Source organism: Congregibacter variabilis, assembly GCF_045689235.1.
GTDB lineage: Bacteria > Pseudomonadota > Gammaproteobacteria > Pseudomonadales > Halieaceae > Congregibacter > Congregibacter variabilis.
On the sequence record NZ_CP136864.1, the window covers coordinates 1,587,655 to 1,614,201 of the forward strand.

General features: G+C 55.5%; 25 protein-coding genes and 1 riboswitch. Of the genes, 4 read left to right on the plus strand and 21 right to left on the minus strand.

All coding sequences use genetic code 11. The features are described from left to right. Positions 1 to 4: 4 nt before the first annotated feature. The 19 genes from R0135_RS07000 to R0135_RS07090 all read right to left on the minus strand — a co-directional run bounded on the left by R0135_RS07000 (position 5) and on the right by R0135_RS07090 (position 18,669). Complete coding sequence (locus R0135_RS07000; protein WP_407349538.1) at positions 5 to 1,345, minus strand: sodium-dependent transporter; 1,341 nt, start codon at positions 1,343 to 1,345, stop codon at positions 5 to 7. A gap of 94 nt (positions 1,346 to 1,439) precedes the next feature. Beyond that, entirely contained in the window at positions 1,440 to 3,233 is a 1,794-nt protein-coding gene (locus R0135_RS07005) for an aminopeptidase P family protein (RefSeq protein ID WP_407349539.1), read from the minus strand. A 23-nt stretch (positions 3,234 to 3,256) separates the two neighbouring features. Then, entirely contained in the window at positions 3,257 to 3,430 is a 174-nt protein-coding gene (locus R0135_RS07010) for a rubredoxin (protein WP_405268487.1), read from the minus strand. A gap of 53 nt (positions 3,431 to 3,483) precedes the next feature. Further along, positions 3,484 to 4,245 (minus strand): type II secretion system protein N, encoded by a 762-nt coding sequence (locus R0135_RS07015; RefSeq protein ID WP_407349540.1) that lies wholly within the window; start codon positions 4,243 to 4,245, stop codon positions 3,484 to 3,486. Next, positions 4,242 to 4,721, minus strand: coding sequence for a type II secretion system protein GspM (gene gspM, locus R0135_RS07020; RefSeq protein ID WP_407349541.1), 480 nt, complete (start codon positions 4,719 to 4,721; stop codon positions 4,242 to 4,244). Before gspM ends, R0135_RS07015 begins: the two co-directional genes overlap by 4 nt. Then, positions 4,718 to 5,917, minus strand: a complete 1,200-nt coding sequence (gene gspL / locus R0135_RS07025; protein WP_407349542.1) for a type II secretion system protein GspL — start codon at positions 5,915 to 5,917, stop codon at positions 4,718 to 4,720. Before gspL ends, gspM begins: the two co-directional genes overlap by 4 nt. Further along, positions 5,914 to 6,969 (minus strand): type II secretion system minor pseudopilin GspK, encoded by a 1,056-nt coding sequence (gspK, locus tag R0135_RS07030; protein ID WP_407349543.1) that lies wholly within the window; start codon positions 6,967 to 6,969, stop codon positions 5,914 to 5,916. The genes gspL and gspK overlap by 4 nt, the downstream gene beginning before the upstream one ends. Continuing rightward, entirely contained in the window at positions 6,950 to 7,600 is a 651-nt protein-coding gene (gspJ, locus tag R0135_RS07035; RefSeq protein ID WP_407349544.1) for a type II secretion system minor pseudopilin GspJ, read from the minus strand. Before gspJ ends, gspK begins: the two co-directional genes overlap by 20 nt. After that, positions 7,593 to 8,018: a type II secretion system minor pseudopilin GspI gene (gene gspI, locus R0135_RS07040; RefSeq protein ID WP_407349545.1), complete on the minus strand. Its 426-nt coding sequence runs from the start codon at positions 8,016 to 8,018 to the stop codon at positions 7,593 to 7,595. The genes gspJ and gspI overlap by 8 nt, the downstream gene beginning before the upstream one ends. Further along, positions 7,996 to 8,577, minus strand: a complete 582-nt coding sequence (locus tag R0135_RS07045) for a prepilin-type N-terminal cleavage/methylation domain-containing protein (RefSeq protein ID WP_407349546.1) — start codon at positions 8,575 to 8,577, stop codon at positions 7,996 to 7,998. Before R0135_RS07045 ends, gspI begins: the two co-directional genes overlap by 23 nt. A 4-nt stretch (positions 8,578 to 8,581) precedes the next feature. Then, positions 8,582 to 9,031: a type II secretion system major pseudopilin GspG gene (gspG, locus tag R0135_RS07050; RefSeq protein ID WP_407349547.1), complete on the minus strand. Its 450-nt coding sequence runs from the start codon at positions 9,029 to 9,031 to the stop codon at positions 8,582 to 8,584. A gap of 4 nt (positions 9,032 to 9,035) precedes the next feature. Continuing rightward, on the minus strand, positions 9,036 to 10,256 hold the full coding sequence (gene gspF / locus R0135_RS07055; protein WP_407349548.1) for a type II secretion system inner membrane protein GspF: 1,221 nt from the start codon (positions 10,254 to 10,256) through the stop codon (positions 9,036 to 9,038). Between the two features lie 12 nt (positions 10,257 to 10,268). After that, the gene (gene gspE, locus R0135_RS07060) at positions 10,269 to 11,783 is read right to left on the minus strand and encodes a type II secretion system ATPase GspE (protein WP_407349549.1); all 1,515 of its coding nucleotides are present in this window, start codon (positions 11,781 to 11,783) and stop codon (positions 10,269 to 10,271) included. Continuing rightward, positions 11,780 to 13,795, minus strand: coding sequence for a type II secretion system secretin GspD (gene gspD / locus R0135_RS07065; RefSeq protein ID WP_407349550.1), 2,016 nt, complete (start codon positions 13,793 to 13,795; stop codon positions 11,780 to 11,782). Before gspD ends, gspE begins: the two co-directional genes overlap by 4 nt. A 32-nt stretch (positions 13,796 to 13,827) precedes the next feature. Then, on the minus strand, positions 13,828 to 14,850 hold the full coding sequence (gene gspC, locus R0135_RS07070) for a type II secretion system protein GspC (protein WP_407349551.1): 1,023 nt from the start codon (positions 14,848 to 14,850) through the stop codon (positions 13,828 to 13,830). A 142-nt stretch (positions 14,851 to 14,992) separates the two neighbouring features. Further along, positions 14,993 to 16,174, minus strand: a complete 1,182-nt coding sequence (sat, locus tag R0135_RS07075) for a sulfate adenylyltransferase (protein WP_407349552.1) — start codon at positions 16,172 to 16,174, stop codon at positions 14,993 to 14,995. A 13-nt stretch (positions 16,175 to 16,187) separates the two neighbouring features. Continuing rightward, positions 16,188 to 16,805, minus strand: coding sequence for an adenylyl-sulfate kinase (gene cysC / locus R0135_RS07080; RefSeq protein ID WP_407349553.1), 618 nt, complete (start codon positions 16,803 to 16,805; stop codon positions 16,188 to 16,190). 92 nt (positions 16,806 to 16,897) lie between these two features. Next, complete coding sequence (can, locus tag R0135_RS07085; RefSeq protein WP_407349554.1) at positions 16,898 to 17,521, minus strand: carbonate dehydratase; 624 nt, start codon at positions 17,519 to 17,521, stop codon at positions 16,898 to 16,900. A 2-nt stretch (positions 17,522 to 17,523) separates the two neighbouring features. Continuing rightward, a complete protein-coding gene (locus tag R0135_RS07090) occupies positions 17,524 to 18,669 on the minus strand; it encodes a GGDEF domain-containing protein (RefSeq protein WP_407349555.1) in 1,146 nt (381 codons plus the stop codon). 105 nt (positions 18,670 to 18,774) lie between these two features. Beyond that, a riboswitch (TPP riboswitch) is annotated at positions 18,775 to 18,922 on the plus strand. A gap of 49 nt (positions 18,923 to 18,971) precedes the next feature. On the opposite strand from R0135_RS07090, the gene R0135_RS07095 reads away from it, so the two are divergent. The 4 genes from R0135_RS07095 to R0135_RS07110 are packed head-to-tail and all read left to right on the plus strand — an operon-like array spanning position 18,972 to position 23,456. Continuing rightward, positions 18,972 to 21,191 (plus strand): TonB-dependent receptor, encoded by a 2,220-nt coding sequence (locus tag R0135_RS07095; protein WP_407349556.1) that lies wholly within the window; start codon positions 18,972 to 18,974, stop codon positions 21,189 to 21,191. Further along, positions 21,188 to 21,754, plus strand: a complete 567-nt coding sequence (gene pnuC / locus R0135_RS07100) for a nicotinamide riboside transporter PnuC (protein WP_407349557.1) — start codon at positions 21,188 to 21,190, stop codon at positions 21,752 to 21,754. The genes R0135_RS07095 and pnuC overlap by 4 nt, the downstream gene beginning before the upstream one ends. After that, positions 21,709 to 22,584, plus strand: coding sequence for a choline/ethanolamine kinase family protein (locus R0135_RS07105; protein WP_407349558.1), 876 nt, complete (start codon positions 21,709 to 21,711; stop codon positions 22,582 to 22,584). Before pnuC ends, R0135_RS07105 begins: the two co-directional genes overlap by 46 nt. Beyond that, positions 22,581 to 23,456, plus strand: coding sequence for a ketopantoate reductase family protein (locus tag R0135_RS07110; RefSeq protein WP_407349559.1), 876 nt, complete (start codon positions 22,581 to 22,583; stop codon positions 23,454 to 23,456). Before R0135_RS07105 ends, R0135_RS07110 begins: the two co-directional genes overlap by 4 nt. Here the strand turns inward: R0135_RS07110 and R0135_RS07115 are convergent. Both R0135_RS07115 and R0135_RS07120 read right to left on the minus strand, forming a co-directional pair. Next, complete coding sequence (locus R0135_RS07115) at positions 23,453 to 24,859, minus strand: serine/threonine-protein kinase (RefSeq protein WP_407349560.1); 1,407 nt, start codon at positions 24,857 to 24,859, stop codon at positions 23,453 to 23,455. The genes R0135_RS07110 and R0135_RS07115 overlap by 4 nt on opposite strands. Positions 24,860 to 24,874: 15 nt before the next feature. After that, positions 24,875 to 26,446 (minus strand): sigma 54-interacting transcriptional regulator, encoded by a 1,572-nt coding sequence (locus R0135_RS07120; RefSeq protein ID WP_407349561.1) that lies wholly within the window; start codon positions 26,444 to 26,446, stop codon positions 24,875 to 24,877. Positions 26,447 to 26,547: the final 101 nt, after the last annotated feature.

Sequence of the window (26,547 nt, forward strand, 5' to 3'; positions counted from 1 at the left end):
GCGTCTACTCAGTGACGCCCAAGATAAAAATAACCAGGAGTGCCGGTGGCACTACATAACGGATAAGGAAGTACCAGATCGCATAGCCAGGGGCACTGAGCGTAGCGAACTCCTCTTTGGAGTGTTCTCGACGCATAAACCAACCTGCAAAAATCGCGATAAACAAACCACCGAGTGGCAGCAGTATCTGATTAGAGAAGTAGTCCATGACATCGTTGAAGTTTCGATCGCCCACACTTAATCCTTCCAGAACGTTGTAGGACAAGATGCTCAAGACACTCAAAACAGCGACGGAACCGACCACCACCAAAGCACTGATGTGACGGGACACGCCATAGTGTTCTTCGATCCAGGCGTTCACTGACTCGACCAGTCCTACCATGGATGTAATGCCCGCTACAGCCAACATCAAGAAGAACAGGACCGCAAATACATAGCCTCCGGGCATTTGCGCAAAGGCCACCGGCAACGTTTGGAAGATCAGTCCGGCTCCCGCTGCAGGATCTAGCCCGAAATTGAATACCGCAGGGAATATCACCAAGCCGGCCAAGAGAGCCACAGCTGTGTCTGCTATGACAATAATCAGCACTGATTGACTGATAGAAATACTACGAGGCAAGTACGATCCATAGGTCATCATGCCGCCCATGGCAACGCCTATAGAGAAAAACGCCTGTCCGATAGCCGCCAACACCGTGGCGTAGCTCACCTTGCTAAAGTCTGGTGTAAACAGCCACGCAACGGCTTCCCAAAAACCTCCGGCAAAGATATTGAATCCCGCCAACACCAGCAGCAATACAAACATCAGCGGCATCATGATCGTCACCGCACGCTCAATACCATTTTTGATGCCCGCGAAGATAATCAGCCCGGTAATGGCGAGTCCTGCGAGGGTCCAAAAAAGCATGCCCCAATTATCAGCGAGGACCGCGGTAAACTGCGCCTCCGCATTCATCGCGTCAACGCCGGCAAAACCGGTGGTAATAGCCTTAAACAGATACCAAAGCACCCAGCCAACCACCACGGAATAGACGATCTCAATGGTAAACGCAGCAAGGAGGCCCATGCCGCCTACCCAGCGCCATTGGGGACTGCGCTTACTCTCCTTGGCAACGTTTGCCATAGCGATCGGCGGAGCGGCATCGCCCCGCCGCCCGATCATCAGCTCGGCCATGAGAATCGGCACACCGATGAGAAATGCACATCCCAGATAGATGAGTACAAAAGCGGCGCCACCGTTCTCACCGGTTACATAAGGAAATCGCCAGATGTTACCCAAGCCAACGGCAAAGCCCACCGAGGCCATGAAGGAATGCAAATCGAGAGGTCCAGTGCGAGTTCGCACCGCCGGCTGCCGCCATAACAAAAACTCCGAGCGTGGGTCAGCCTCGGAGTCTACACAAAAGCGTCCAAGGCTTCAGCCAAACTGCAGCGTTTAGCTAAGCAAGTGCTGTCGTGGCGGCGGCAAGCCAATCACGATCGCCGGGGTTCTCCAGACGCTCCATGATTTGTGCTGCTACACGAGCGTGATAAGTATCGATCCACTCCCGCTCTTCGCTACTGAGCAAAGCAATCTCGATCAATCGCTTATCGAAGGGCACAAGTGTCAGAGCCTCAAACTCCAACATCGGCACTTCCTGCGATGAAGTGTCCGCTTCACGCACTACACAAAGGTTTTCACAACGAATACCAAAGGCGCCATCTCGGTAATAGCCTGGCTCATTGCTGACGATCATTCCCGGCGCAAGTGCGGTTGCGTTCCAGGCCTTGGCGATGCGCTGAGGGCCCTCATGGACACTCAAAAACGCCCCTACGCCATGACCCGTTCCGTGGTCATAATCCCGACCTGTCTGCCATAGGAACTGTCGTGCCAATACATCCAGGTGGGTACCGGTGGTTCCCTTGGGAAAACGCGCCCTGTCCAGCGCGATGTGCCCCTTGAGGACCAGGGTAAACAACTCACGCATCTCCTGAGTCACCTCGCCAACGGCTACGGTCCGCGTTATATCCGTGGTGCCATCAGAATATTGGCCACCACTATCCACCAAATACAAACTATTGGCTTGCAGCGACGCCGGAGTGTTGTCTTGATGATTGTAGTGACACATAGCGCCGTTGGATGCAGATGCCGAGATCGTGTCAAAGGAGAGCTCGTGAAAGAGTTCTCCCTCAGCACGTAAAGCACCGAGATGGTCAGATACCTCAGCCTCATCATGGTATCGACCGGCGGCCACCTCCGCGTCGAGCCAGGCAAGAAAACGGATCTCAGCGACGGCATCACGACGATGGGCCTCTTGCGCACCAGCGACTTCGACGGCGTTCTTACAGGCTTTGGGTAGCAACACCGGATCTTCGCCAGCCATAAGCGTCGCACCACCGGCTTCCAGACTTAACTGGGTCCACGCGCTTGCCGTAGCTGGATCCGCCAGTACTGTTTTTCCCGTCCAGGCGCCTAATAACTCGCTGGCCTCACCCTCAGCAATGATCGAAACGCCGCCACCGCAATGCTCATGAAAGCCTTCTGGGACACGCCCTTTGTCTACCAGCAAATGTAGATCGCCAGAGGCTTCAAGAACCGCACAGCCAAGCAGTACAGGTAATCGTGGAACGTCCCGACCGCGGACATTTAGCAGCCAGCTCACCGAATCTGGTGCAAAGATCAACGCTGCATCCGCACCAAGTTCGCCGATGGATTTTCCAAGCCGCTGGCGTTTGCTCAGACTATGTTCCCCGGTGAAGGACTCATCCAACAACAAAGCCTTCGCCACGTTCGCCTCGGGGCGGCTCTCCCAGCATTGATCAATAGGATTATCGATGCTCAGGACGAGCTCTATACCCGCTGCTCCCAAGACCTTGTTTGCCTGTTGGTACCAATCGAGGGTACACATGCGCGGGTCGAGAAGAACCTTGCTACCGGCATCGAGCTGCTCGGTCAGCCAAGACAATGGCGGCTCTTCTATAAGACGGCGATATTCATACTGCTGGCCATCAACCTGACGACGCACCTGCACGGTGTAGCGACCGTCGGTGAATATCGCCGCGTTGTTTGTCGTAACAACGGCCATGCCTGCGGAACCAGTGAAGTCCGTGAGCCAACGCAAACGCTCATTGTGAGCAGGAATATATTCGCCAAGATACTCGTCCGCTCGAGGCACGCAAAAGGCATCGACCCCGCGAGACACGAGCTCTTTGCGCAAAGAATCCAGATTCGCTTTCTGACTCGCAGCTGCCATTTCGTTCACCGCCGTGTTATTGATCAGATCTGCTCGAAGTCTTCTTTACCCACACCGCAGTCGGGGCATAGCCAGTCTTCCGGAACATCTTCCCAAAGTGTTCCAGCAGGAATTCCATCGTCAGGCCAGCCCTCGGCCTCATCGTAAATCAAGCCACAAACAATGCATTCAAACTTGCGAAAGGACTGTTCACTCATAGTGTTCTGATCTCCGAATACCACAATTAAAAGAAAAGCTTCGTTGGTGGGGCTTAAGAGCCCGGCGACAGTTCGCCATCAAGGCGCAGACGGTAGCCATTTTTTTCGGGGCTGGCAATGAGTGAAAGCGCCTGCGCCAGCTCAGCGTCAAACTCCTGCCCCGAACTTTCGATAAACAAATCTATAGCGTAACGCCGCTCATTAAGTGTCACCGCCCCGGTTGCCTGCACGGGGCCGCTCAGAGTAACAATATCGGCCCGTGTCTGTTTCTCAGCTGGGCTCGTGAAAGTAGCCACATAGTTACCCAGCACCCGTCGACCACCCGGAGACTGCCAGGCAGCATCCTGCCAAACAAGGCGTCCATCGGCGCGCAACAAATCATTCGCCCGTACGGTAACTTCATCAAAGAGCAATCCGAGACGCCCCTGCAACTCCACGGGCAACACCTGCTTTAAAAGAGCTGCATTGAGATTCACATCCACTGCCCGCAGTTCGAGACTGTCGCCATCCAGCTGCAGCGCTAAACTGGCTCTTTGATCTCCCCACACACTGCTCACCTGAACCCGGGGCGTTAGTCGGAGCAGGCTTAATGGCGCAATTTCCCAGCTGAGCTGTCCTAAATGAAAATTGGCCCCCGGGAACGTCAAGCGCGCCCGCGACGCTGTTCCTGCGCGGAGCGTTCCGGCAACACCTGAAATCTGTATAGTTTGGCTATCAAGAAAATATGGCAGTAATCGGGCGGGCATGTTCAAGCCCAGAATGAATAACAGCAGCGCAATGCCGACCAGCGCCGGAAGCCAAAAACGCGGTGTCATTTAAATGCAGCTACGCGAAGGGTGGCGCTGACGACACCGGCATTACTGGTTTGGCTGAGCGATACATCATCTACCCGCAAACCCTGAAGCGTCTCTAGCTCGTAGATCCAGCGCAAAAAAGCCTCTAAAGGAGCCGACTCAAAGCGAAGCTGCACTGAGCCCTGGCTGTTTGGCTGAAGACGACTCACCCGAAGAAGATAGCGACTGGCGCTTTCGTTTAACGACGCACTGAGATTCACCGAGGACGCAGTCCCGCCGTCACTTTGCGCACCGCGCAGCGACTGAATCTCTGTAGCCATGGCATCTACTCGCTGCAGCACCGCCGCGGTTGCGGCGTTCCGCGCTGATAGCTCTTGTCTTGCCTGTCCCAGAGGACGAACAACAAACAGTACGACCACATAGACAAAAACCACCGACAACATGATCAGCAGTGCCAGTTGATCACGCAAAGAAAAACGCTCAAACCAATCCTTCATGGGCGATCTCCAATGCGTAGCCGCGCCCGGACGCGGTCACCGCTTCGCGAGGAGCTTTCGAGACTTGCTATAAAACCTGCAGCCTCAAGAGCAACCCTGAGAGTTTCGACATCGGCAAAATTGGCGGCCAATAAATTAACCCGCAACTCGGCATTACGTTGGCTGTAACTGAGGCTGGCCAAAACCAAGTCGCTATCGGGAGAAAACAAGTCGCCCAGGGGCGCAAGCAAACCCGTGAAGGTGGTTCCGGTGCCGCCCCCACGCAAACTGTCCAACTGCCTTTGAAGCTGCTTCTGCGCATCCACAACCGCCCCGCGAGGATTGACCTGGCGATAAACCGATTGGATCTCTGTGCGCAAAACGAGGTTTTCGCGCTCAAGGCGTCTCAAATCCAACCATCCCGAGAGTAGGTGAATACTAAGCGCCACAAGCGTTAAGGCTGCGACCTTACGCCACTGACTCCACCATTTCGCATAGGGCAGCTGTGGCGCAAATTCCCCCTGCAACAGATTGATACCTGTTTCAGTCTGATCATGAAGCAATAATGCTGAAGCTAGCCCGCCCTTGCGCCACTGCGTGCTCACAGCTCCCAGAGGCGCTAGCAGCGCAAGATCTGCAGCCTCGTCCTGACCATACACAATGACACTCTCTGCTGGCGACTCGTTACCCAGGGTTTCAAGCAACATCGGTAGCAGAGCATTTTCAATACGAGTCCCCAGGCTGCGACCGTAGCGTAGCAAGGTGCTGTCCTTCTCGAGCACCAGCGTCCATTCCCCGGGTGACCAGGGCAGCAGAAGCGGCTCAGGGACCCAGGGCACAAGACTCGCAAACTCTCCCAGGATCTCCTGCCAGTTTTGCATGGACTGACGATCCACCATGGCTACCGCGTAATGGTCTCGATCCAAAGACATGCGCGCGAAGTGCACACCGTCGATACTGTCAGAGAGTGATTCCTCAAGCATAAAAGGCAGAGACGCGCCCAGGTGTTTGCGCTCTTCCGGGCTGACTGCCAGTTCCAATAAGCGAGCTTCGGAGCCCGGAACAGCAAACACCACACCGTGTCCTTTATGAGCCAAACTCTGCCGCAGGCGATCCTTTTGCTCAGTTGCGTCATGGCTCAAGGCATACACCTCCCCCGCATCCAACCAATGCAGGGCATCACCCCGAAGGAAAAGCACGCTTAAATTGTCGCTCACTGGGAACTCTTGGCAGGAGGATTGGGCATATCGTATAGGCTTGCGTTGATTCGTTGCAGCACGTCAATCTGACGAGCCTGGCGGCGAAGCACACTGTACAACCGCTGCTCACGGTCGGCAATCTCCACTCGCGACGCGAGTAAAAAATACGATGAGGACTCAGTCACAAGTGTCGCGATACCAGAGCTGGGATCACTGGTAAAAACCGGCAGTTGCAAGAATTCCTCAAGACTCGCGAAACCTGCGTCTTCCCGAAGCTGCAGCAGAGACTCCCCCTCACTGCTCGATAAGGGCTGCAAACTCCGGTCTGCATTTAAAGCCCGAAGGACGGGCAGTGCTGCGGTGTGAATATTGATAGCAGTGGGCACCTGGGGCCAGACAGTCACATAAGGACGCAGCGCCTGATAAATCTCAGGCGTCATATTCGCGACAGCCAGCAACTCGCTGGCACTCATCATTGGACGATTTCCCGGCCGATAGGAGGGCTGAAGACTGACGTAGTAGGCGCTCTCCGCACCGTTGAGCCTGGGCTCATCATCTGCATCTATCCAATCCCCAACAGCGTCGGTAAGCGCGATGGCAGTGAATTGATCAAGCTCGACTGTCTCCAGCGCCTGGAGAAGCCGAATAAAGGTCTCCTGCGCCGGACTATAGGCCACAGCATCGGCAGCGGGAGGATCACCTAGACTATTCAGGTTAAAACGCCCCTGCAGATCACTGAGGCTTCCGAACATCCAACCCCCATCGTCAAGAGCGTACGGTGCCGCTGGTTGCGCCCATAACTCATTGAGGTCGTCCCGCGCCGTCTCACTTGCCAGATCGGCATCGTAGTCCAGAGTTAACGCCAAAGAGGCAAGATCTTCAGCTCCCCGCAGATAGGACCAGCTCTGCTCTGCGACAAAGCTGTTTAGACCGCGACGGTAGCCAAGATCAAAATCCCGTTGCAGGGCAACCAGTACCGCAGCGCAAATCGCGAACACTAGTAATGCCACCACCAAGGCAACACCCCTCTGGGATCGAGGAAGGCTCACGCTAACGTACAGGGAGTTCATAAAGTCGTCTTATCTCGCCAAGATCGTCCAACTCAAGACGTATCTCCAGCGCAACCGGAGGTTGGGGTACTGCGGATCCCCCGGCCGGCTGAGCTACCCAGTTTTGTGCCCAGGAGCGGGTATCGACGACTAAATCACCATCGACTTCAAGATTGCCCAAAACATCAAGAAAGCGCAGCTCCATAGCGTTAACGCCGCCGAGTAACTCCATGCGCTGGGGCTCTACATCGACGGCTCTATCTAACACCGGGTAATACGCCCGCCACAGTGCACCTTCCTCAATGTAGTAAAAGACCCGCTGAAGTTCACTGCGGGGCTGCCGCAGACTGTTGGTCCAACCATCCCGGGTCAGCGACAGTGGATAAAAGCCCAGCGGCCCACCGCTCAGCGCTGGCTGCACCGCACCGAACTCATCGCGCACCGATCGATCACTGAATTGCCGCAAGTCTCGCGTGAGTAAGGCCAGCGCACGGTTGAGGTTGCGGGTCCGCTCGCTTGCACTTCGTAGTTGTTGTGCAGCCGTGAGGGTCGACGATATCCCACTATAAGAAGCTGCAGCAACAAACGCGGTTATCGCCAATGCGATAAGCACCTCCACGAGAGTAAACCCGCTGTGTCGCGCGTCAGCCACTGGCGGCGCCATCACTTCGTGCCGCCAAAAAAGCAACCAGCGTATAAAGCGCCGGCCCCTCTGCGCTATCCTGGACTCTTATCTGAACTTCTACCCGGGAGAAATCCGGAACCTCGGTTGCCTGACTCTGCACTTTCCATTGCCAGGTCCTTCCCGCCATTTCCTCGCTCCCGGTTGTGCTACCCCGGAGTGTTTGTCCACCGTTGCGAAGTGCCAGACGCAGCTCTGCCAGACGATTACTCGCCACCACCTGGGCAAGTGAGCGATCGCGAATATAGGCTGTGCCATCAATCTGCTGATCGATAGTGAAGAGCAGCGCCGGAACAGCCAAAGCCACAATGGCTAGAGCGACCATCACCTCAATGAGCGTAAAACCCGACAACTTTGCAAAGCGTTTATCGGGCAACGGCATACTCATCCACCGTCTCGTCATTGTCGCCGCGAAACTGCCTAAATCGTCCCAGAGCATCCCAGCTCAAACGCCAGAGCAGAACATCGTCGTCGCGATTCCTGATCAGCAACTCTCCGGCTTGAGTCTCGCCACTGGAAAGCATAAGCCACTGAGGTATAGCCCCCGCCAAAGGATCAACCGCATCCATGGCAGCAGGCAGCAGCTCCACATCATCAAGTCGAATCTGTAAACGCACGTTGCCGGGAAACTCCAGAGATTCAAAGACTTCAGCAGAATCCTGGGGTCCACGCCAACCCTGATTCAGACGCTGTCGCCAGTGAGCAGTCAATGTAGGCTCGCCACGCTCGTTGACGCTATTAGCAAACAGGACACCAAAGTCGCTACCACTGAACTGCGCCTCATCCAATGCATAAGCGGCCACGGCAACGAGGGTTTCGAGACGCTCCTGGACCAGACGATCACCAGCTCCGGAACTAACATTGAGTGTCACAAGACTGGTCATTAACACGATCACAAAAAGCACGACCAGCATTTCGATCAAGCTAAATCCGCGACCACAAATCATGATGTCAGCCCTGATCCTCTTTCCAGTTCCCAATATCTGCGTTCTGATTCTCGCCACCGGAAAGGCCATCGGCACCCAAAGTGTAGATATCGATCTCGCCATTCTCTCCCGGGCTCAGGTACAAATAGGGCCGTCCCCAGGGATCCAGGGGTAGTTCTGCAAGATACCCGCCATCCTTGAAGTTCCTGGGAACAGGGTCGATAGAACTGGCGCTGACCAGCGCTTCTAGCCCCTGCTCGGTGGTCGGATACACGTAGTTATCCAGACGATAAATCTTGAGCGCGGTTTCGATGGCCTTGAAGTCCGCCTGCGCCTTCTGAATACGCGCATCGTCCGCGCGATTGAGCACCGTCGGCGCCACAATGCTGATCAGCAACCCCATGATTACCAGCACCACCAGAATTTCCACAAGGGAAAATCCGCTTTGGCGCGCCATACCTGCTGTGCGCTGCATCTGCTTACCTCACCATCGTATTTAGATCAAAAATTGGCAGGAGAATAGCCAGCACAATAAGCAAAACCATTCCCCCCATAAAAACCACCATGAGCGGCTCGAACAAACCCATAACCGTACCCAGAGTCATTTCGAGCTCTCGCTCTTGATTGTTTGCCGAGCGCTCGAGCATATCTTCCAAAGAACCACTGCTCTCACCACTGGCAACCATATGCACCATCATCGGCGGAAAATGTCCCGCACTGGCCAGCGCTCTACTAAGACTGCTGCCTTCCTGTACACGCAGTGCTACATCCTCACTTTCTGCCCTCAGCACCAGATTGACCAACACCTGACCGGCGATCCTCAATGCTTCGAGCAAAGGGACCCCGCTGGCCATAAGAATACTTAGCGTAGAGGCGAATCGCGCAGTATCAAGAGCGATCAGTAATCCAGATATACCCGGCAGACGAAGCAGCAAAGCATGCCAGGCCATTCTCCGCCGGGGATTGCGAAGCAGGCGGCGCATAACAACCCCTGCTGACACCAGACCAAGCAATAACCAAAGGCTGTAGGACCTGAAAAAATCACTGGCCGCGATCAGAACAACCGTTAGCGTCGGCAGCTCCCGGTTACTCTGAGAAAAAATACCGATGAGCTCAGGCACCACAAAAACCATAAGCGCAACGATCACGGCAACGGCTACTGCCAGCAAAATAAACGGGTAAATCATAGCCATACGCAACTGCTGGCCGCTGTGCTGCCGTTTCTCGGCGTAATCCGCCAGTTGTTCAAGCACGGGGCCCAGAAAGCCAGCGTGCTCCCCTGCCGTCACCATGGCGCGATACATCTCATTAAAGGCCAGGGGAAACTCGGCCATTGCATAGGCTAGTGTGTGCCCTTCACTCACCCTCGATCGAATCTGCAAAAGCATAGCCTTGATGCGAGGACGTCGAGTTTGCTCTGCCGCCGCCTGAAGACACTCGGCCAAAGGCAAATTGGATTGGACCAGTGTGGCGAGCTGCCGGGTCAACAGAGCAAGATCCGACCCCTTGATACGAGTGGGAAGAAAGCGCTGTCGTAGACTGCTATTAGCGGCTTCGGCACGAGCCGCACTTTGCACCTCGATAGGCCTTAGCTTTTGTGTGCGCAGCTGAACGCGAACATGACGCTCGGAGTCTGCCTCCAGAACGCCACGCACCAGTTTGCCTCCTGGGTTGAGCGCACGATAGCGATAAGCCGTCACGATTTAGCGCCTTTAGGCTACTGAGGTGACACGCAGAACTTCCTGAAGGCTTGTGTCGCCCTCAAGAATACGCCGTCTACCGTCATCTTGAATACTTGCCGCATGTTTCCGGGCATGCTCATTCATTGCCTGCTCTGAAGCACCATCATGAATAAGGGCTCGCAGTTGATCATCAACCTCTATGAGTTCGTAGATCGCACTACGCCCGCGATAACCGCTGTGATTGCAGCTCGAACACCCCCCCGGCTGATAAATTGTTGTGCTGGCAAGATCGTGGCTTTGAATGCTCAGCATAGCGGCTTCCGCAGCCGTCGGCGTCGTCGCGCGGCGACACTCGGGACACAACATCCTAACCAGGCGCTGGGCCATAACCGCAATCAAGCTCGAGGACAGCAAAAAAGACTCAACGCCCATATCCTGAAGTCGAGTCACCGCTCCGATAGCCGTATTGGTGTGCAAGGTGGACAGCACCAGGTGGCCCGTTAAAGACGCCTGCACGGCGATCTCCGCTGTCTCAAGATCACGGATTTCCCCGACCATCACTACATCCGGATCCTGACGCAAAATCGCCCGCAGTCCCCGGGCAAAAGTCATGTCGACTTTGGGGTTCACCTGAGTCTGTCCAATGCCAGGCAGCATGTATTCCACCGGATCTTCGATGGTCATGATGTTCCGTGCGGCGTCGTTAATTTCGGACAGGCCCGCATACAAGGTGGTCGTCTTACCGGACCCGGTGGGCCCGGTAACCAAAATAATTCCGTGGGGGCTTGCCAGCGCAGAGCGAAAACCGCTGTAAACGGTCTTGGGCATCGCCAATTGTCCCAACTGCAACTGTCCCGACTGCTTATCCAGCAATCGAAGCACCACCCGTTCGCCATAGGCCGAGGGTATCGTCGACATGCGGATATCCACCGCATGACCTGCTATGCGGACAGATATTCGACCATCCTGAGGAATCCGCCGCTCCGCAATGTCCAGTCGCGCCATAACCTTGAGACGGGAAACCAGTAAAGGCCCCAACATGCGCTTCGGGGACAAAACCTCGGCCAGAACACCATCAATGCGGTAGCGAATACTGAGCTTTTCCTCAAACGTCTCGATGTGAACATCCGAGGCCTTCTCGCGAACAGCCTCAGAAAGAATCGCGTTAATCAGACGAATGATAGGCGCATCGTCCTCTGCGTCCATCAAGTCGCCGGCATCGGGGATCTCTTCTGCGAGACGACTCAAGTCAACATCTGAGCTGATGTCCGCAGCCATTTGCACCGCTTCGCTGTTATCACGTTGATACGCAAGGGAGAGTTGCTCCTGGAAGTCCCCTGCCGCTAGCTTCTGAAACTCAAGCTGCTTACCAATGCGTCGGCGAAGCTCCAGAAGCACATCAACGCTCAGAGCACTGTCATGAAATACACGATGTGCCGCCTGAGGGTCGATGACCACACGATGGGCCGTGGCAAAGCTAAACGGGAGCTTGCCCGGTACGAGCTCTGCAAACTCAAGAGAGGGCTGGGGCTGGACCTCGCTCACTGCGACTCCACATCAGGAGCCCGGATGTCGTCTCGAATTTTTTCCAACTGCAGGATCTGTCGCTCCCAATCAGGCAGCACCGGCACCTCGCTGTCTTCGAAGAACATCAATCCCTGTTCTTTTTGAACACGCTGTTGATCCCGAATATGTCGATACTTAAGCGCAGTTGCTCCGGCCAGGGCCTTATCGTCGCGAATGATCGTCGGGCGAATAAATATCATAAGGTTGGTTTTGCTCACGGAGACGGCATCATTGCGAAACAGCCTTCCAAAGAAAGGTATATCGCCCAGAATCGGAACGCGCTGCTCAGTACTCTGCACGTCATCTTTTATCAATCCGCCGAGCACGACAATCCGACCGTCCTCTGCGAGTACCTTGGTACGAATCTTTCGCTCATTGGTTATCAGATCCGCCGCCGATGCCGATGCGACCAGCGTGGCACCGGTAAGAGAGTTCACTTCCTGCTCGATCTCAAGAACTACCGAGTCGCCCTCGTTCACCTGCGGCGTTACTGTAAGCGTAATACCCACGTTCTCACGCTCAATGGTCTGAAAGGGATTCTGAGCGCCATTATTTCCACCGGTGTTTGTAAAGGACCCTGTGATAAAGGGAACCTGCTGCCCCACGGTGATGAATGCTTCTTCATTATCCAAAGTAAGCAGGCTTGGCGTAGACAGGATATTCGCGTTGCTTTGCTCCTCAAGCGCGTTGAGGATAACAGTCATACTCAGGTCTTCTCCTACTACACCCCAACCCAGGGAAAGACCTGCAGATCCAGCGAGAGCCGCCGCCAGATTACCCACATCGAAGTCACCGGTAGTCGAACCAGAGCCCGAACCACCGTCGGACGGAAGAATCGCACCGGCAATATTCCGAGCCCGTGCGTCCGAGGCATTAATGCTGCTGCCATAAAATCCGTTGTCATTGGCAAACAACCACTGCAAACCCAGATCCTGTCCGTCAGTGACTTCAAGTTCCACGATAATGGCTTCCACAAGAACCTGTGCGCGCCGGATATCCAGCCGGGTGATCACAGATTCTACGGCGGCCATTTCATCGGGATCGGCCGTAATGATCAGTGAGTTGGTACCCTCATCGGCTTCGATAGTGGCTGTATTACTTGATGACCGGGCGGCCTTACTGTCTCCCGTGTCGAGCTTGCTGATGTTCTGCATTACCCGGGTAAGGACCTCAGCGATCGCCGTAGCCTGCGCGTACTCCAGATAAATGACCTTGACGTTGCCCGTCTGTTCCAGTGGCGTGTCCACATAAGCGACCAGTTTGCGAATACGCGCTCGCTGCAGTTCGTCGCCCGACACCAGTAAACTGTTAGTACGCTTGTCTGGCACGAGGAGCACGTCTACCTCACCACCGTTGTTCTTGGCCTCGGTGGCATTGAGTGTCTCGAGCATTCTTACTACGTCTTCTGCCACCGCATAGCGCATGGCAATGACGTCGGTCTCCTGTACTGCAGACTGGTCCATACGCTCAATGATGTCGCGGATGCGGCTGATATTGGAGGCGGAATCAGAAATGATAATGGCGTTACTGGGTGCATAAGCCGCCATATGCGCCTGCTGCGGAACCAGGGGGCGCAGTACGGGAATCAGCTTAGCCGCAGAGATATTATCCAGGCGGAGCACCTGGGTAATGTACTCATCATTTATGAGGCCTGGAGCAGCATCGCCAGCAACGGGAACCGGCGCCGATCGCGCATCCTTGTTCTGAATCACTCTCACAACCGCACCGGAGCGCACCGCGGTGTAGCCGTGCACATCCAGAATCGCAAGAAACAGGTCGTAAAGCTCGCTGGCATTGACCGGCCGCGAGGAAACCACCTTGACCTTTCCCTTCACCGACGGATCAACAACGATCGTTGTATCAGTGGCTTCTGAGACGAATTTGATCAGTTCCTGAATATCTGTATCTTTCAGATTTACAGTGAAGTCCTGTGCCTTTGCCGAAGCCCCCCAAAGACCCAGCAGCAGTGGGAGCACGAATGCTGAACGCATCAGGCTATGCCACCACATCTTAGGCAAAGTTGTCATAGGCCGCTCTCATCAACAGTTGCTCCAAGACTTACGTTAAGTGTCACAGTCTCTCCCTTTCGCTGTAGTTCAAAGCTCGCTTCACTGGCCGAACGCATTGCCTGATATAGCTTCACCGTATTTGCAGGATCCTTGAGGGTCAGGCCATTCACGGCGGTCACTACGTCGCCGGATTCGAAACCCAGTGCAGAAAACTCCTCTGCTGCCCGTCCGGGACTAATCCGATAACCCTGCAACTCGGAGCCCTCACGCACCGCTGCCACCCGCACCACCTCAGCTAAGGATTGGGGATTACGATAAAGTCGATCCCGATACTCAGCGGCCAGTGCCGAGGCATCGCCACTGGCTGATACGCTCCGAGCCGCATCCCGGGAACCAACTGGCAAGGCCCCAGATCGGACAGGGGCAACCAGTTCACTGTCTTCAAACAAACGCAGAACCTCGTAGCGACCACCATTGTCCAGCACGATCAGATTAGGCAGCACCTTAGCTAAAACCACGTCACCGCTAACTGGCAATTCGTCACCTACCTGATACAGGTCCTGCAGATTGCGGTGCTCGATTACGGCCTGACCGAGACCGGCCTCGGACGCTGCGAGCACACCGCGCAACAATAGCGGCAAGCCAGTTTCCGGCGCTCCATCCTCAATACCTGCAAGCGCAACGCTAGCCTCGGCCTCGCTCATCGCAGGAGTTCGACCAGTCGCCGCCTCGAGTGCCTCCGGGGCGACCACTGCTCCGGGCCGCCCAAACAGCTGGGCCGCGACAAGAGAGTCTATGTCCACCGCAGCACGCGCGCGACTTGCCGTACTACTGGAGACTGGATTAATAACGGCGGCCGCAGGCAAGGGAGGGGCCTCGGGAAAAAAACTCCAAAGCGCTGTCCATAAAGACAGCGCTATCCAGCTACAAAGAAGCAGCGCAAGGCCGCGCTGCAGAAAAAGGAAGTTAGTCGGCTGTGAAAAAAATCGAAATACCGTCGCCGCCCCATGGTTAAACCGGGATGCGAAGCTAGTCAACCGTGTCTGCCAAAGCGCTGTCACCGCTGCCCCCAGCTTTACCACTTTTGTGAACTCAATGGCCCTCTCGGGAAGCGGCCATTGAAGGGCAAAATTGTGACACTAATATGACGGACTCGCCAGCGCTCAACCGGGTCTTTTACTATTGACTGTGGTAATAATCCATGAGGATCTTCGCGACTTCAGGTCGCGAAAACTCAGGCGGAGGTGCGATACCCTTTCCCAGCATTTCACGGACCGCAGTACCAGACAGTAAAACAAAGTCGTCCTTACTGTGGTCCGGTGCATCGCGCATCATTACGACACGATCAAGCTTGCGGCTGTAAGCGGTGTGATCGGCACGGTAAATATCGATCTCCAGAGCGCCATCGGGAACCTCTTCATCAAACACCGTCTGAGCGTCAAAGCCACCATAATAATCACCAACACCTGCATGATCACGACCTACGATGAGATGGCTACAACCGCAATTCTGTCGAAACACGGCGTGCAGCACAGCTTCTCGGGGACCTGCATAAAGCATGTCAAAACCATAACCGGTGATCATTACCGTGTTCGGCGGAAAATACACATCAACCATCTTGCGAATTGATGCATCGCGAACCTCAGCAGGAATATCTCCCGGCTTGAGCTTGCCTAGCAACATGTGGATCAGGATGCCGTCGGCGCCCAGGTCCTCCATGGCCATGCGACACAGTTCTTCATGCGCCCGGTGCATTGGATTACGAGTCTGGAATGCAACGACTTTTTCCCAGCCCCGCTCCGCGATTTCCGCGCGAATATCCACCGCGGTACGAAAAGTATCAGGGAACTCACTGGCAAAGTAGGAGAAATTAAGCACCTGTATGGGACCCGACACTATGCGTTTACCCAGACTCAAGAATGTGGCAACGCCAGGGTGTTCAGGGTCCAGGGTGCGGAACACTTTGCTCGCGATCTGCTCAAGCTGTGCTTCGCTGGCCTCTTCGACGGCCGTTACATCCATAACAGCCAGCACTGGATTGCCATCCACATTAGGATCGCGCAAGGCTATACGCGTACCGGCCTCTACGCTTAAGTCATTGGTGACGTTCAAAATAGGCACGGGCCAAAACAGACCCGACTCTGTCGTCAGATGCTCCGCTACCGACAGTGCATCACCCAGGGTCATGTAACCCGTCAGTGGATTGAAGTACCCAGCTCCCAACATAACAGCATTCGCCGCTGCCGCAGAATTGAGTAACATCGACGGCAGAGACTCCGCTTCTGCAACAAGTGCCGCTCGAGCATCATTGTCATACACATACAAAGGACGCAGCTGCGCAGACCCGTGGGGTTTAATCATTTCGAATTCCTCTTTAAGCGGCGATGATGCCGCGGTCGCCCAGCTGTTTCAAAATCTGCGCAACCTCTTCGTTCAGTGTTTGCTTGTCCGAATGCAGGTGTACCTCTGCAGATGGTGGCGCTTCGTAAGGGTCGTCAATACCCGTGAAATTTTTGATTTCTCCGGCCCGCGCTTTCTTATAAAGGCCCTTGGGGTCGCGGCCTTCTGCCGCCTCTAGTGAGCAATCTACGAAGACTTCAATAAAGTCGATACCTGCCGCTGCATGTAACTCACGTACCGCATCGCGATCTGCGACATAGGGGCTGATAAAGCTCGACAGCGCAATTATGCCGCTGTCGGCAAAGAGCTTGGCCACTTCTCCAATACGACGAATATTCTCCGTGCGATCCTCTGCGGAGAAGCCGAGATTCTTGTTGATACCCATGCGAACATTGTCACCGTCCAAACGATAGGCCAGGACGCCACGCTCATTCAAAACACCTTCAAGTTCCACCGCCACGGTGCTCTTACCGCTACCGGACAAACCTGTAAACCAGATGGTGGCCCCCCTGTGACCCAATAACTTGGCACGGTGATCCCGCGTGATATCACCTTCGTGCCAATGCACATTGGTGGCTTTTTGCTCAGCCATGATTATTCCTTGACAGACAGTTAACTTTGGCGCGGCAGTTTAGCACGACGCAATAGATAGCCGCATGCCGTGGGGCACGGCAAAAATGAGTATCAGGTCTCAGTATCGGCAGCGTAGCCGGGCTCAAACTGACTGCACTTAAGATCTTTAAGCAAGCCGTCACTAAGACTATAAATCCATCCATGTACACCCAGTGACTGGCCTCGATCCCAGGCAGCCTGTACCACAGAGGTTCTAGCCACGTTCTCGACCTGACGCTGAACATTCATCTCACACAACAAATTGACCCGTACCTCAGCATCGGGCTCAGCCTCAAGTGCCTCTCGTTCCTGAATCGCCACATCTTCAATGTGCTTGAGCCAGTTATCAATCAAACCTCGAGGCTTGGGGTCAAGTACCGCTGCCACACCTCCGCAGCCGTAATGTCCCACCACAACCACATGCGATACCTGAAGAATGTCCACAGCGTACTGCAGCACCGACAAGCAGTTGAGATCGCCGTGCGCGACCACATTGCCAACATTGCGATGCACAAACACCTCACCGGGCTTGAGCCCCACTATCTCGTTGGCCGGTACTCGGCTGTCAGAACATCCTATCCATAGATAACGGGGAGATTGCTGCCCTGCGAGCTCAGGGAAAAATTGCGGGTTAGCGGCGCTAACACGCTCCGCCCAGTCACGATTATTGGCTAAAAGCTCTCTCAGCCCCTCCATGACTAAAGCATCAGCAGACCGAGGCGCGCCACAGATATCCGATTGCCGCCCCCACGCTCTGCTTTTTGCATGGCCGCTTCAGCCTCTGACTCCATCTGCGTCGCCAGACGCTCACTGGACTCCACAGGATGCCGGGAAGGCTCCCAGCAGACCAACCCAATGCTTAAAGAAACATGCAGCACGGCGCCCCGGCCATCATCAATAGCGAATTCATCGATATCCTGGCGCATACGCTCACCAATATCGTGTGCATGGGGTTCGTTACAGGCAGGCAACAGCACAGAAAAATGCGTCGCAGAGATGTGGGCGATATAGTCCGTCGCCCGAAGCTCAGAGCACAGTCGCTGCGATACGCGGCGCTGTACAAAATGACAGGCCACCTCACCGTAACTCTTGCAGATATCCGCCAGTTCATCCAACGATATATACAACAAGGTCATGGGATGATTGACCCGCCGAGCCCAGTAGATCTCCCGCAACATATCACGACGAAACGCGCGCAAATTGCCCACTTCGGTTACCGGGTTCAACAGGGTCAGCTGGTCTACGCGCTGATACTCAACGACGCGCAAAAGCGCGGCAGCTACCAATTGGCCCAACATGGCGAAAAGTTCGAGCTCCTGCGCTCCGTAGCTGGTCATCTTATCGGTGAGAGCTATGTGGTAGCTCCCCACAAGTCGCTTGCCGTCGAACAGCGGCATCATGACCGCGCCGGCGGCGTTGCTTGCCCCGGACAAAATGGTGAACATGCGGCGATCATCAAGATCTATGATCGCTGTTTCAGGCACGTCGTGATAGAGCTGGTAGAGCGCATAGCTGTCGGTCTTCAGCGACAAAGATGCTCCGAACAATTTGCGTATGGGCAGCAGTCGGGCGATCTGCTCTTCGGGGTCGTAGAGTCGCAACTCGGCCTGCGGGGAACCAAATCCCTGCGGAAAATCCTCCAGAAGGTACTTAACCAGGGAAGATAGGCTCTTTACCGCCAGCAAATTGCGTTGCGCCTGACGCAACTGGCGCAGGACATGGACATGCAACAGCGAGACAAGATCGTCGCTATCGTCGGCCTCTGCCGGGAGAGCGGTCATCTCTATATTGGTGACCTCTGGCCCAGTAGGCTCAGTAGGCTCAGTACTGTGGTCTTCGCTCACTCTAGCTCTTTCTTATTTTGTTTATGCGCCACGAGAAACTCTCCTTCGCACTGAATAAGCACTCAAACGCTTTGATGTGCAAGTGTAAGGCCACTATACTCCACGGAGCAAACCGAGGGGTGGCACTAGCCTGAGACGCCTGCCCTTCACTGTCCTCCCGTGGAAGACCCTGCGGGAGACAATGAAGCGATGCAGCGAACCCTTTGAACCTGATCCGGGCAATACCGGCGTAGGAATGGTTGCAGAGCTGGCATAACATCTCATGCCCAGAGCTGCTCGTTCCCTCGCTCAAGGGAACAAACATGAAGCAATTGACAGCGAAAAATTTCAGCCTTAAACCCACGCTTGCGCGCCATCGGGACCACATCCATCGGGACCACATAGGGAAGATTCTACGGTGGCAAACCGGTGCGCAACATGCCTTTCTCGGCACTCTGCTCAGCCTGACCTTCGTCGCCAGCGGACACGCTCAAGAGACTAGCAAAGTCCCAACCCTCGAAGAGATTATCGTTACCGCCGAACTTCGAGACACGCCCTGGTTGTCTCAACCATCGAGCAGTAGCGTCATGGATGCGTCGCAAATTCAGGAGCGCACGGCCATTCACCTTGAGAATCTTCTGCAACTCGCACCCAATGTGAATCTGGCAGGCGGGAGCTCCCGTGCGCGTTTCTATCAGATACGCGGGGTGGGTGAGCGCAGTCAGTTTGTGGATCCCTTGAACCCTTCCGTAGGCCTGCTTATTGATGGCATTGACTTTAGTGGGCTAGGAAGCGGGGCGACTCTTTTTGATATAGAACAGGTGGAAATTCTCCGCGGCCCCCAGGGAACCTTGCACGGCGCAAACGCTCTGGCGGGTCTTATCAATATGCGCAGTGCCGCACCGGAGTCTGAATTTGGCGCACGGCTACAGTCCACCGTTGGCGACTACGGACGTCGAGAGCTCGGCGTGAGCGTAACGGGCCCCCTCGCAACAGAGAAATTACTCTTTCGTATCGCGGCATTCCAACATCGTAGCGATGGATTCATGGATAACAGCTTCCTCAATCGCAGCGACAACAATGCCCGCGATGAAACAAGTCTGCGCGGACGGCTGCGCTGGATTCCAAATGCCAGCCAGAGCCTGGATGTCACGCTAGCTCATATCGATATCGACAACGGTTACGATGCGTTCTCCCTCGATAATACGCGCACGACTTTATCGGACATGCCCGGGAATGATCGCCAGCAAAGCGACGCGGCAGGACTGCATTACCGATGGGAAGGCGATAGAGTGCTGACAGAAGTCATGGCCAGCGCCGCCACATCCGACACCGACTACAGCTATGACGAAGACTGGAGTTTTGTGGGCATTGCCCCGGATCTTGAGTACTCATCTTTTGATCGTTATCTGAGAAATCGCGACAGCTACAGTGCTCAGCTGAGGCTGTCATCAACAGAGTCGCTGGCCACCGCAGCCGGCGCGCTTGATTGGACCGCTGGGCTCTACGCGCTTCAAGACGATGAGTCACTACGTCGGGAGTACACCTTTCTCAGCGAGGACTTTACAAGCCGCTTTCAGGCCGAAACCCTGGCAGCCTACGGGCAGATCGATCTGGCACTATCGCAAAATTGGACACTGAGCACAGGTCTTCGACTCGCTAATCGCTCCATGCAATACGATGACTCCAATGCCATCTCGAGCAAACCAGACAACAGTCTGTGGGGCGGGAAAGTAGCTCTGAAATTCGAAACTGATGAACTCGGGATGCTGTACGCGGCCATTTCCAGAGGTTACCGCGCAGGCGGCGTCAATGCGGGCATTCTTGCGTTCCCTGACGACAACAGCGAGGTATCGGACAGCTTGGCGGGCTTGCGGTTTTTCGACGAAGAACTGCTGTATAACCTGGAAATCGGTCATAAAGGGCAATTCCTTGATGGCCGACTGCGAAGCGCAGTGACCCTGTTCTATATGGATCGCAGCGATCAGCAGGTACGCGGCTCTATTGTTATCCCCCGGGGGGATGGCAGCACAGCCTTCGTAGACTTCACCGACAACGCCGCGGCAGGTTACAACCTGGGTCTGGAGTGGGAACTGCGCGCCGCCGCCAGTGACACACTGGAGGTTTATCTCAACACGGGTCTCCTTCGGGCACAATTTGACGAATACGTAAACGCCGATGGTCGAGATCTGGAAGGTCGCGAGCAGGCACATGCTCCAAGCTATCAGTTTGCGGCTGGCCTCAACTGGCGACCCGGTAAGCATTGGCAGGCTGACCTGCAGTGGGAAGGCCGCGACAGCTTCTACTTCTCTGATCGCCATGACGAACAATCGGGCGCCTACACGCTGCTGCATCTGCGCGTCGCCTATCAGCGGGAGAATTGGGAACTCGCTCTTTGGGGACGCAATCTGCTTGATGAAGACTATTTCACCCGAGGCTTTGGCAGTTTCGGCAATGATCCTCGCAAAGGCTACATCACCGAGGCTTACCGGCAGTTTGCTGATCCCAGACAGCTGGGTCTCTCTCTGGAACTGCGTCTTTGAACGAAGTACTGGAAGCGCTGGCGGTAGTGCTGGGACTTGCCTATCTTGTCCTTGCGATCCGCGAAAAACGCAGTTGCTGGATTGCCGGCGCGCTGGCATCAATAATTTTCGGATGGATTTTCTGGCAAGCGGGGCTACCCATGCAGGCTCTGCTACAAGCCTTTTACCTTGCAATGGCCGCGCTCGGCTGGTGGCAATGGGGTAAGGATGGTTCCCGGGACGCAAGCTTCGTGACTCAGGTTGACTGGCGCTACCACAGCATAGTGATCATCAGCCTACTGGCGCTTAGCGGCCTCACACTCATTGCCCGTAATTCGCCAACAGACATTCAGTCAATCGTGGATACCACAAGTAGCTGGGGCGGCGTTCTGGCCACATGGATGGTGGCGCGAAAGAAACTTGAGGCCTGGGTCTACTGGATCGGCATCGATGCAGTAACCGCCGGGCTATATCTGGACGCTGGATTACTGGCATCATCAGCGCTCTATTTGGTTTACACGGTATTGGCCTTTATCGCATGGAAGCAGTGGCACAACAGCTTGCGTCTTCAACACGGCGAATAGTCGACGAGGTTTGCAAAGACCACGCTGCCTGGGCACCGCAGCTAGATAGCGCGCCGACCCCCGGGAGCCGTCTTGACGGCGGCTATAACCACCACGTACAGCTGATCGAGACCCCCGGGCAGCGCTGGGTGCTCCGCATTGACAAACAAAACCGCGACACCAGCCATAGAGAACGGGAACTTGCCATCCAGACGCAGGCCGCCGCCTGCAAAATAGCGCCGGGCATTCTCTTCAGTGATCCCAAGCGCGGCATTACAGTTATGGAATGGATCGATGCGCAGCAGGACGCTCAGAACACAGCAGCTGATTTCGCCGGACTCCTGCGAGCAATTCATGCTCTCCCTCCACTGGGTGAGTGCCTCGAATCCACCGCCGTTTTGCAACGCTACCAAACTGCAATCAAGCCTGAGTCATCCCTGGCAGAACTTATGCGCACCGGGCATTCGCGTATCAACAAAGCGGTGAGTGAGTTAGGCAAGCAGAAAAACATCGCCACCGTGCTGTGTCACAACGACCTTTTGCGCGCGAACTGTCTGCGCAGCAAAGATCGCCTTTACGCCCTTGATTGGGAATACGCTGCTCCGGGGGATGCATTTTTTGACCTTGCGGTGTGTGCATCGGACTTACCGGGAAGAGTGAACGGCGAACTCTTGGAACTCTATCTGCAGCGTCCGGCGACGCAGGCGGAGCAAAGGCGCTTTAAGGCGCAAAGTCTGGTTTACGCCTGCATCGAAGCCTGTTGGTTCAGCGTCCACCATAGCAGCTCAAATCAGGCGTCGCTGTCGCACCGTAAACTTGCCGAATTTTTACTGAACGGGGCCCCACAATGAGTCACTGGCACATCTTCGGTGCCGGAGCCATGGGGAGCCTGATCGCCTATCGCATGCAACATGCAAGGCTACCCTGCACGTTATTGCATCATCACGAAGGCGAAAGTTCACGACTGTTAATCGATGGACAAAGCAGCACACAACTGCCCATTCACACTCTGGATGCGCAGGCCCCGGGAAGCATCAAACGATTGCTAATCACCACCAAGGCGGGCCAACTGCTTGATGCTCTGAAGCTGGCGATGCCGTACTTATCACCGAATGCCGTAATCGCATGCACTGCCAATGGCCTGGGATTTGACGAGGGGTTTAAGGCACTACTGCCCCAGCAGAACTTGTATCGTGCAGTGAGCACTGCAGCGGCCTACCGAGATCACAGGGCAGCAGTGCACGTCGTTGCAACAGGAAGCACCCGTATGGGGCCTGGAAAGTCAGCCGAAGATCCCCCCAACTGGTTCCGCGATAGCCTGGCAATGCTGGAGGGCTGGTGCTGGGAGCCATGCATGGAACTGGCCATAGGTGAGAAGTTCTCGATCAATTGCGTCATCAATCCACTCACAGCGAAGCTTAAGTGTCTCAATGGTCAACTATTATTGCTCGGTAACACGGCCGGCCCTGAGCTACGGTCTCTTTGCGAGGAAAGCGAGCCGGCACTAAAGAGATTGGGACTATGGAGAAAGCACGGCGACTTACTGGATGCTGCAGTGAGCGTATGCCGAAGCACTGCCAAGAATCAATCTTCGATGCTCCAGGACACACTCGCGGGACGTCCCACGGAGATCAACTATCTCAATGCAGAACTCCTGCGCCGCGCGCACAGTCTTGGACTCGAACTCCCTCTTAACCAAGCGCTGGTAAGTTCTCTAAGCTAAGTAATCAAGAAACGACCCAGCTCATCAAGCAACTGCGAGAGCGCCTGTTTTAATTGCGGAAGTGTGGCTCCCTGAGGCAACGACAACTGCTGCTCCTGACGCCGGGAATCCCTCGACCCTCGTAGCTGTAAAAGACAGCGTCCGGACGCGCAATCGACCTGCAAAGACAGCTCCCGCTGTGCGATGCAGACATTGCTGCTACCCGCAGAAGTGAGAGTATATTTGTTGTCGCTAGCAAGTCCCGCCCCAAGGACCACCGCATCCTCCACCCGCTCCTTGAGAAGCAAACTGAGTAAAACCCGGAGTTGCTCTTCGGTTGCTGCGAGCATTTTTGTGTCGTGCAACACATTGACCTGAGGCATGGCGACAGAGATGCAAGGACCCGGCATCAACATAACAAGGCCCAGCACCACGCAAGGCACTAGCATAGACGCAATCAGCAGGCTCCGCGCACCGGAACTGCCACGAGCCCAGTAGTCCATAAAAAGAGCTCGCGCTTTTTGTCCTAGCGGAAGGCGAACCAGTTTTTGCGGCAGCCGCGCAGCAGAGACGCCTGCGGGGACCGGCTCCGTAACGGTGTGCAGTGGAAGCTCCGCGAAATTCGCCGCGGGAAGCAAACTGCGCAGCTCCCGCAAACACTCTCTGAGCTCAAAGGTTCCCTCAGGCCGGTCTGCTCGCTCAGCGGCCAATAACATCTGCAGTAGTACTTTGATCGCTTCAGCCTCCGACTCACCAACCCCTGGCATGTTTGGCAGCTTTTTCAAACCGCCCCGAAGCCGGCGAACGTCGAGCTCGCTGCCTGTAAAAAATGGATGTACGCCAAAGAGCATGCGATGCAACAGCAATCCCAGGCTGAAAAAATCACTACCCAGATCAGCCATCTCACCCCGCGACTGCTCCGGAGACAGAGCCTCGGGACTACCGGCTAACCATTGCTCACCCACCAGCTGCGCTGCACCAAAGTCCGTCAGCACAGCGCGACCACTGGGCGTAACAAGGACATTTGCCGGTTTCATGTCGCCGTGAACTACAGCCGCTCGACGCAATGCTGCAAGAGCCGCTGCAAGATCTGTCACTAGCGCCAGAGCATTCGCAGGAGCGAGACGATGAACACGCGCGAGCAGGTCCTCCAGGGAGCAGCCGGGCACGTACTGCACCACCAGAGCAAGGTGCGGACCCGCACTGACTACGTCGTGTATTGCCACAGTGTGTGGGCTATCGACCCGCATCAGATGCCGAGCCTCGGCCACAGCGCGGCGGCGCACCGAAAGCGAGCCCGTAAGGTGATAGAGCTTGATGCAGACACGTCGCTTCAGGCGTGTATCAAAAGCGAGATAAACCTCCGCCTGCCCTCCAGAGCCTAGTCGGCGTAACAAACGGTACTGTGAGAGCCCTCGGTTCACCGTTTGCCTCAAGCCCTAGCGCTTTGAGGTGTCAGACCGATACCCGCTGCTGACACCGCTGGCTCGCAGTCGCGTCTGAAGGCCGCGCCGGGATACAGCCAAACGGTCAGCAGTCGAAGCAAGGTCTCCTCGACAGGCATCCAGTGCTGCAAGCATCTCGCCCAGCGGCACATCTGCGGCAAGGCGACATTCGCGCAGACTCTCTAGCCGCCGGTAGATCGCAGAACGCGAGACGCCCAACTGCCGGGCAATGGCTGCCACTTCGTACTTGGCCGCCCGCCAGGCGACGATAAAATCTTCGTCCGAAACATCCGCCAAGCGCGTTGGCGGCATTTCCTGCACCCGTGTATCAGGCTGATGCTCCCCGGGCATCACTGAAGTGACAGAGACTGCTGTGAGACGCGCTTTTACAGCCGACGGAACGTGTAATTCCGACGTAGAACAACTGCTAATCTGTGCAACTGTATGTTGTAACTCACGGATGTTGCCGGGCCAGTCATAGGCCAATAACTGTTCAAACAGCCGTGCCCAGGATCGAATACTGGTCTCGCTTTGACCGATATCCCAGGGGCGTTCATCGTCAGTTGCACACTCCCCAAAGAAATCTGCAGCCAGAAGCGCTACGTCCTCGCGACGCTCCACAAGCGCCGGCAAACGTATCTCCTGAGCTCCCAGTCGATATCGAAGTGCAGGGCGAAAACGCTCCCGCAATTCATCCGGATCTTGCTCCATAGCGGCAACTACCCGTAAATCCACTCGCTCGGTCTTTCCACCAACCACCTGAATTTCGCGCTCCTGCAGTGCGCGTAAAAGCATGGGCTGCAGCGTTGGGGGAGTGTCGCCCACTTCGTCAAGAAAAAGCGTGCCTCCATCAGCCTGTTGAAAATAACCGGATCGGTTGCTATCGGCGCCTGTGTAGGCGCCTTTTCGTGCGCCAAATAAACTCGCGCTTGCGATTTCCACGGACGTAGCCGCCATATTCACGGCAACCCAGGGACCCGAAGACCGGTCGCTCAAAGTATGAATAGCGCGAGCGATGCGCTCTTTGCCGGTACCGGTTGGGCCAATGAGTAAAACGTCAGCCGACGATTTAGCGGCAAGCAATGTGCTTTCGCGCAACTGCTGCATTGCGGGACTCAGGCCTTTGAGTGATGCCAGGGCCGCCACGGCGCCTTGCTGCGCAGGCATTGGGAGCTGCAACCTAAGATGCAAAACGATGCGCTGTGCGAGGCTGACAATCAGTCCCTGCTGTAGCTGCTCCTCACTGAACAGCTGCTCCGTGGGAAGCTCTTGTGCGTTGACGCGCAGTCGCGAACGCCCCGGGTTTCGCCGGATCCGCCAATCCCGGCCCTCACGCAGGAGGCTAAAAGCTTCACGGCTCACGTACTGATCACCGATCCCCTTGACGTTGGCTGTGGTGGAAGCAGCAAATTCGGGAAAGTGTCTGCCGACGATCACAGGATCATCAGTGCAAGCAATGCGGTAGCGTTCGCCGATGCGAGAGGTGTCAGGATGAAAAGCAATTAGGACGCACAACTCCGGTTGTACATCGCGATCCTCCGCTGAACCCCAAAACGATCCGTCCATGGAATCGATTGGGCGAGTCCTACCACCTCTACCTGGATTCTCCACTTGAACTCCCTGTCATTTCGACATTTACTCAAGACACCGCCAAGGGCGGCCTCTGA

What these genes read in the sequence shown, in the direction of transcription:
- R0135_RS07005 (WP_407349539.1), bottom strand. Translation starts at nt 3,233, where the DNA reads ATGGCAGCTGCGAGTCAGAAAGCGAATCTGGATTCTTTGCGCAAAGAG.
- R0135_RS07010 (WP_405268487.1), bottom strand. Translation starts at nt 3,430, where the DNA reads ATGAGTGAACAGTCCTTTCGCAAGTTTGAATGCATTGTTTGTGGCTTG.
- R0135_RS07015 (WP_407349540.1), bottom strand. Translation starts at nt 4,245, where the DNA reads ATGACACCGCGTTTTTGGCTTCCGGCGCTGGTCGGCATTGCGCTGCTG.
- gspM (WP_407349541.1), bottom strand. Translation starts at nt 4,721, where the DNA reads ATGAAGGATTGGTTTGAGCGTTTTTCTTTGCGTGATCAACTGGCACTG.
- gspK (WP_407349543.1), bottom strand. Translation starts at nt 6,969, where the DNA reads ATGAACTCCCTGTACGTTAGCGTGAGCCTTCCTCGATCCCAGAGGGGT.
- gspI (WP_407349545.1), bottom strand. Translation starts at nt 8,018, where the DNA reads ATGAGTATGCCGTTGCCCGATAAACGCTTTGCAAAGTTGTCGGGTTTT.
- R0135_RS07045 (WP_407349546.1), bottom strand. Translation starts at nt 8,577, where the DNA reads ATGATTTGTGGTCGCGGATTTAGCTTGATCGAAATGCTGGTCGTGCTT.
- gspG (WP_407349547.1), bottom strand. Translation starts at nt 9,031, where the DNA reads ATGCAGCGCACAGCAGGTATGGCGCGCCAAAGCGGATTTTCCCTTGTG.
- gspD (WP_407349550.1), bottom strand. Translation starts at nt 13,795, where the DNA reads ATGCGTTCAGCATTCGTGCTCCCACTGCTGCTGGGTCTTTGGGGGGCT.
- sat (WP_407349552.1), bottom strand. Translation starts at nt 16,174, where the DNA reads ATGATTAAACCCCACGGGTCTGCGCAGCTGCGTCCTTTGTATGTGTAT.
- cysC (WP_407349553.1), bottom strand. Translation starts at nt 16,805, where the DNA reads ATGGCTGAGCAAAAAGCCACCAATGTGCATTGGCACGAAGGTGATATC.
- can (WP_407349554.1), bottom strand. Translation starts at nt 17,521, where the DNA reads ATGGAGGGGCTGAGAGAGCTTTTAGCCAATAATCGTGACTGGGCGGAG.
- R0135_RS07095 (WP_407349556.1), top strand. Translation starts at nt 18,972, where the DNA reads ATGAAGCAATTGACAGCGAAAAATTTCAGCCTTAAACCCACGCTTGCG.
- R0135_RS07105 (WP_407349558.1), top strand. Translation starts at nt 21,709, where the DNA reads ATGGAAGCAGTGGCACAACAGCTTGCGTCTTCAACACGGCGAATAGTC.
- R0135_RS07110 (WP_407349559.1), top strand. Translation starts at nt 22,581, where the DNA reads ATGAGTCACTGGCACATCTTCGGTGCCGGAGCCATGGGGAGCCTGATC.
- R0135_RS07120 (WP_407349561.1), bottom strand. Translation starts at nt 26,446, where the DNA reads ATGGACGGATCGTTTTGGGGTTCAGCGGAGGATCGCGATGTACAACCG.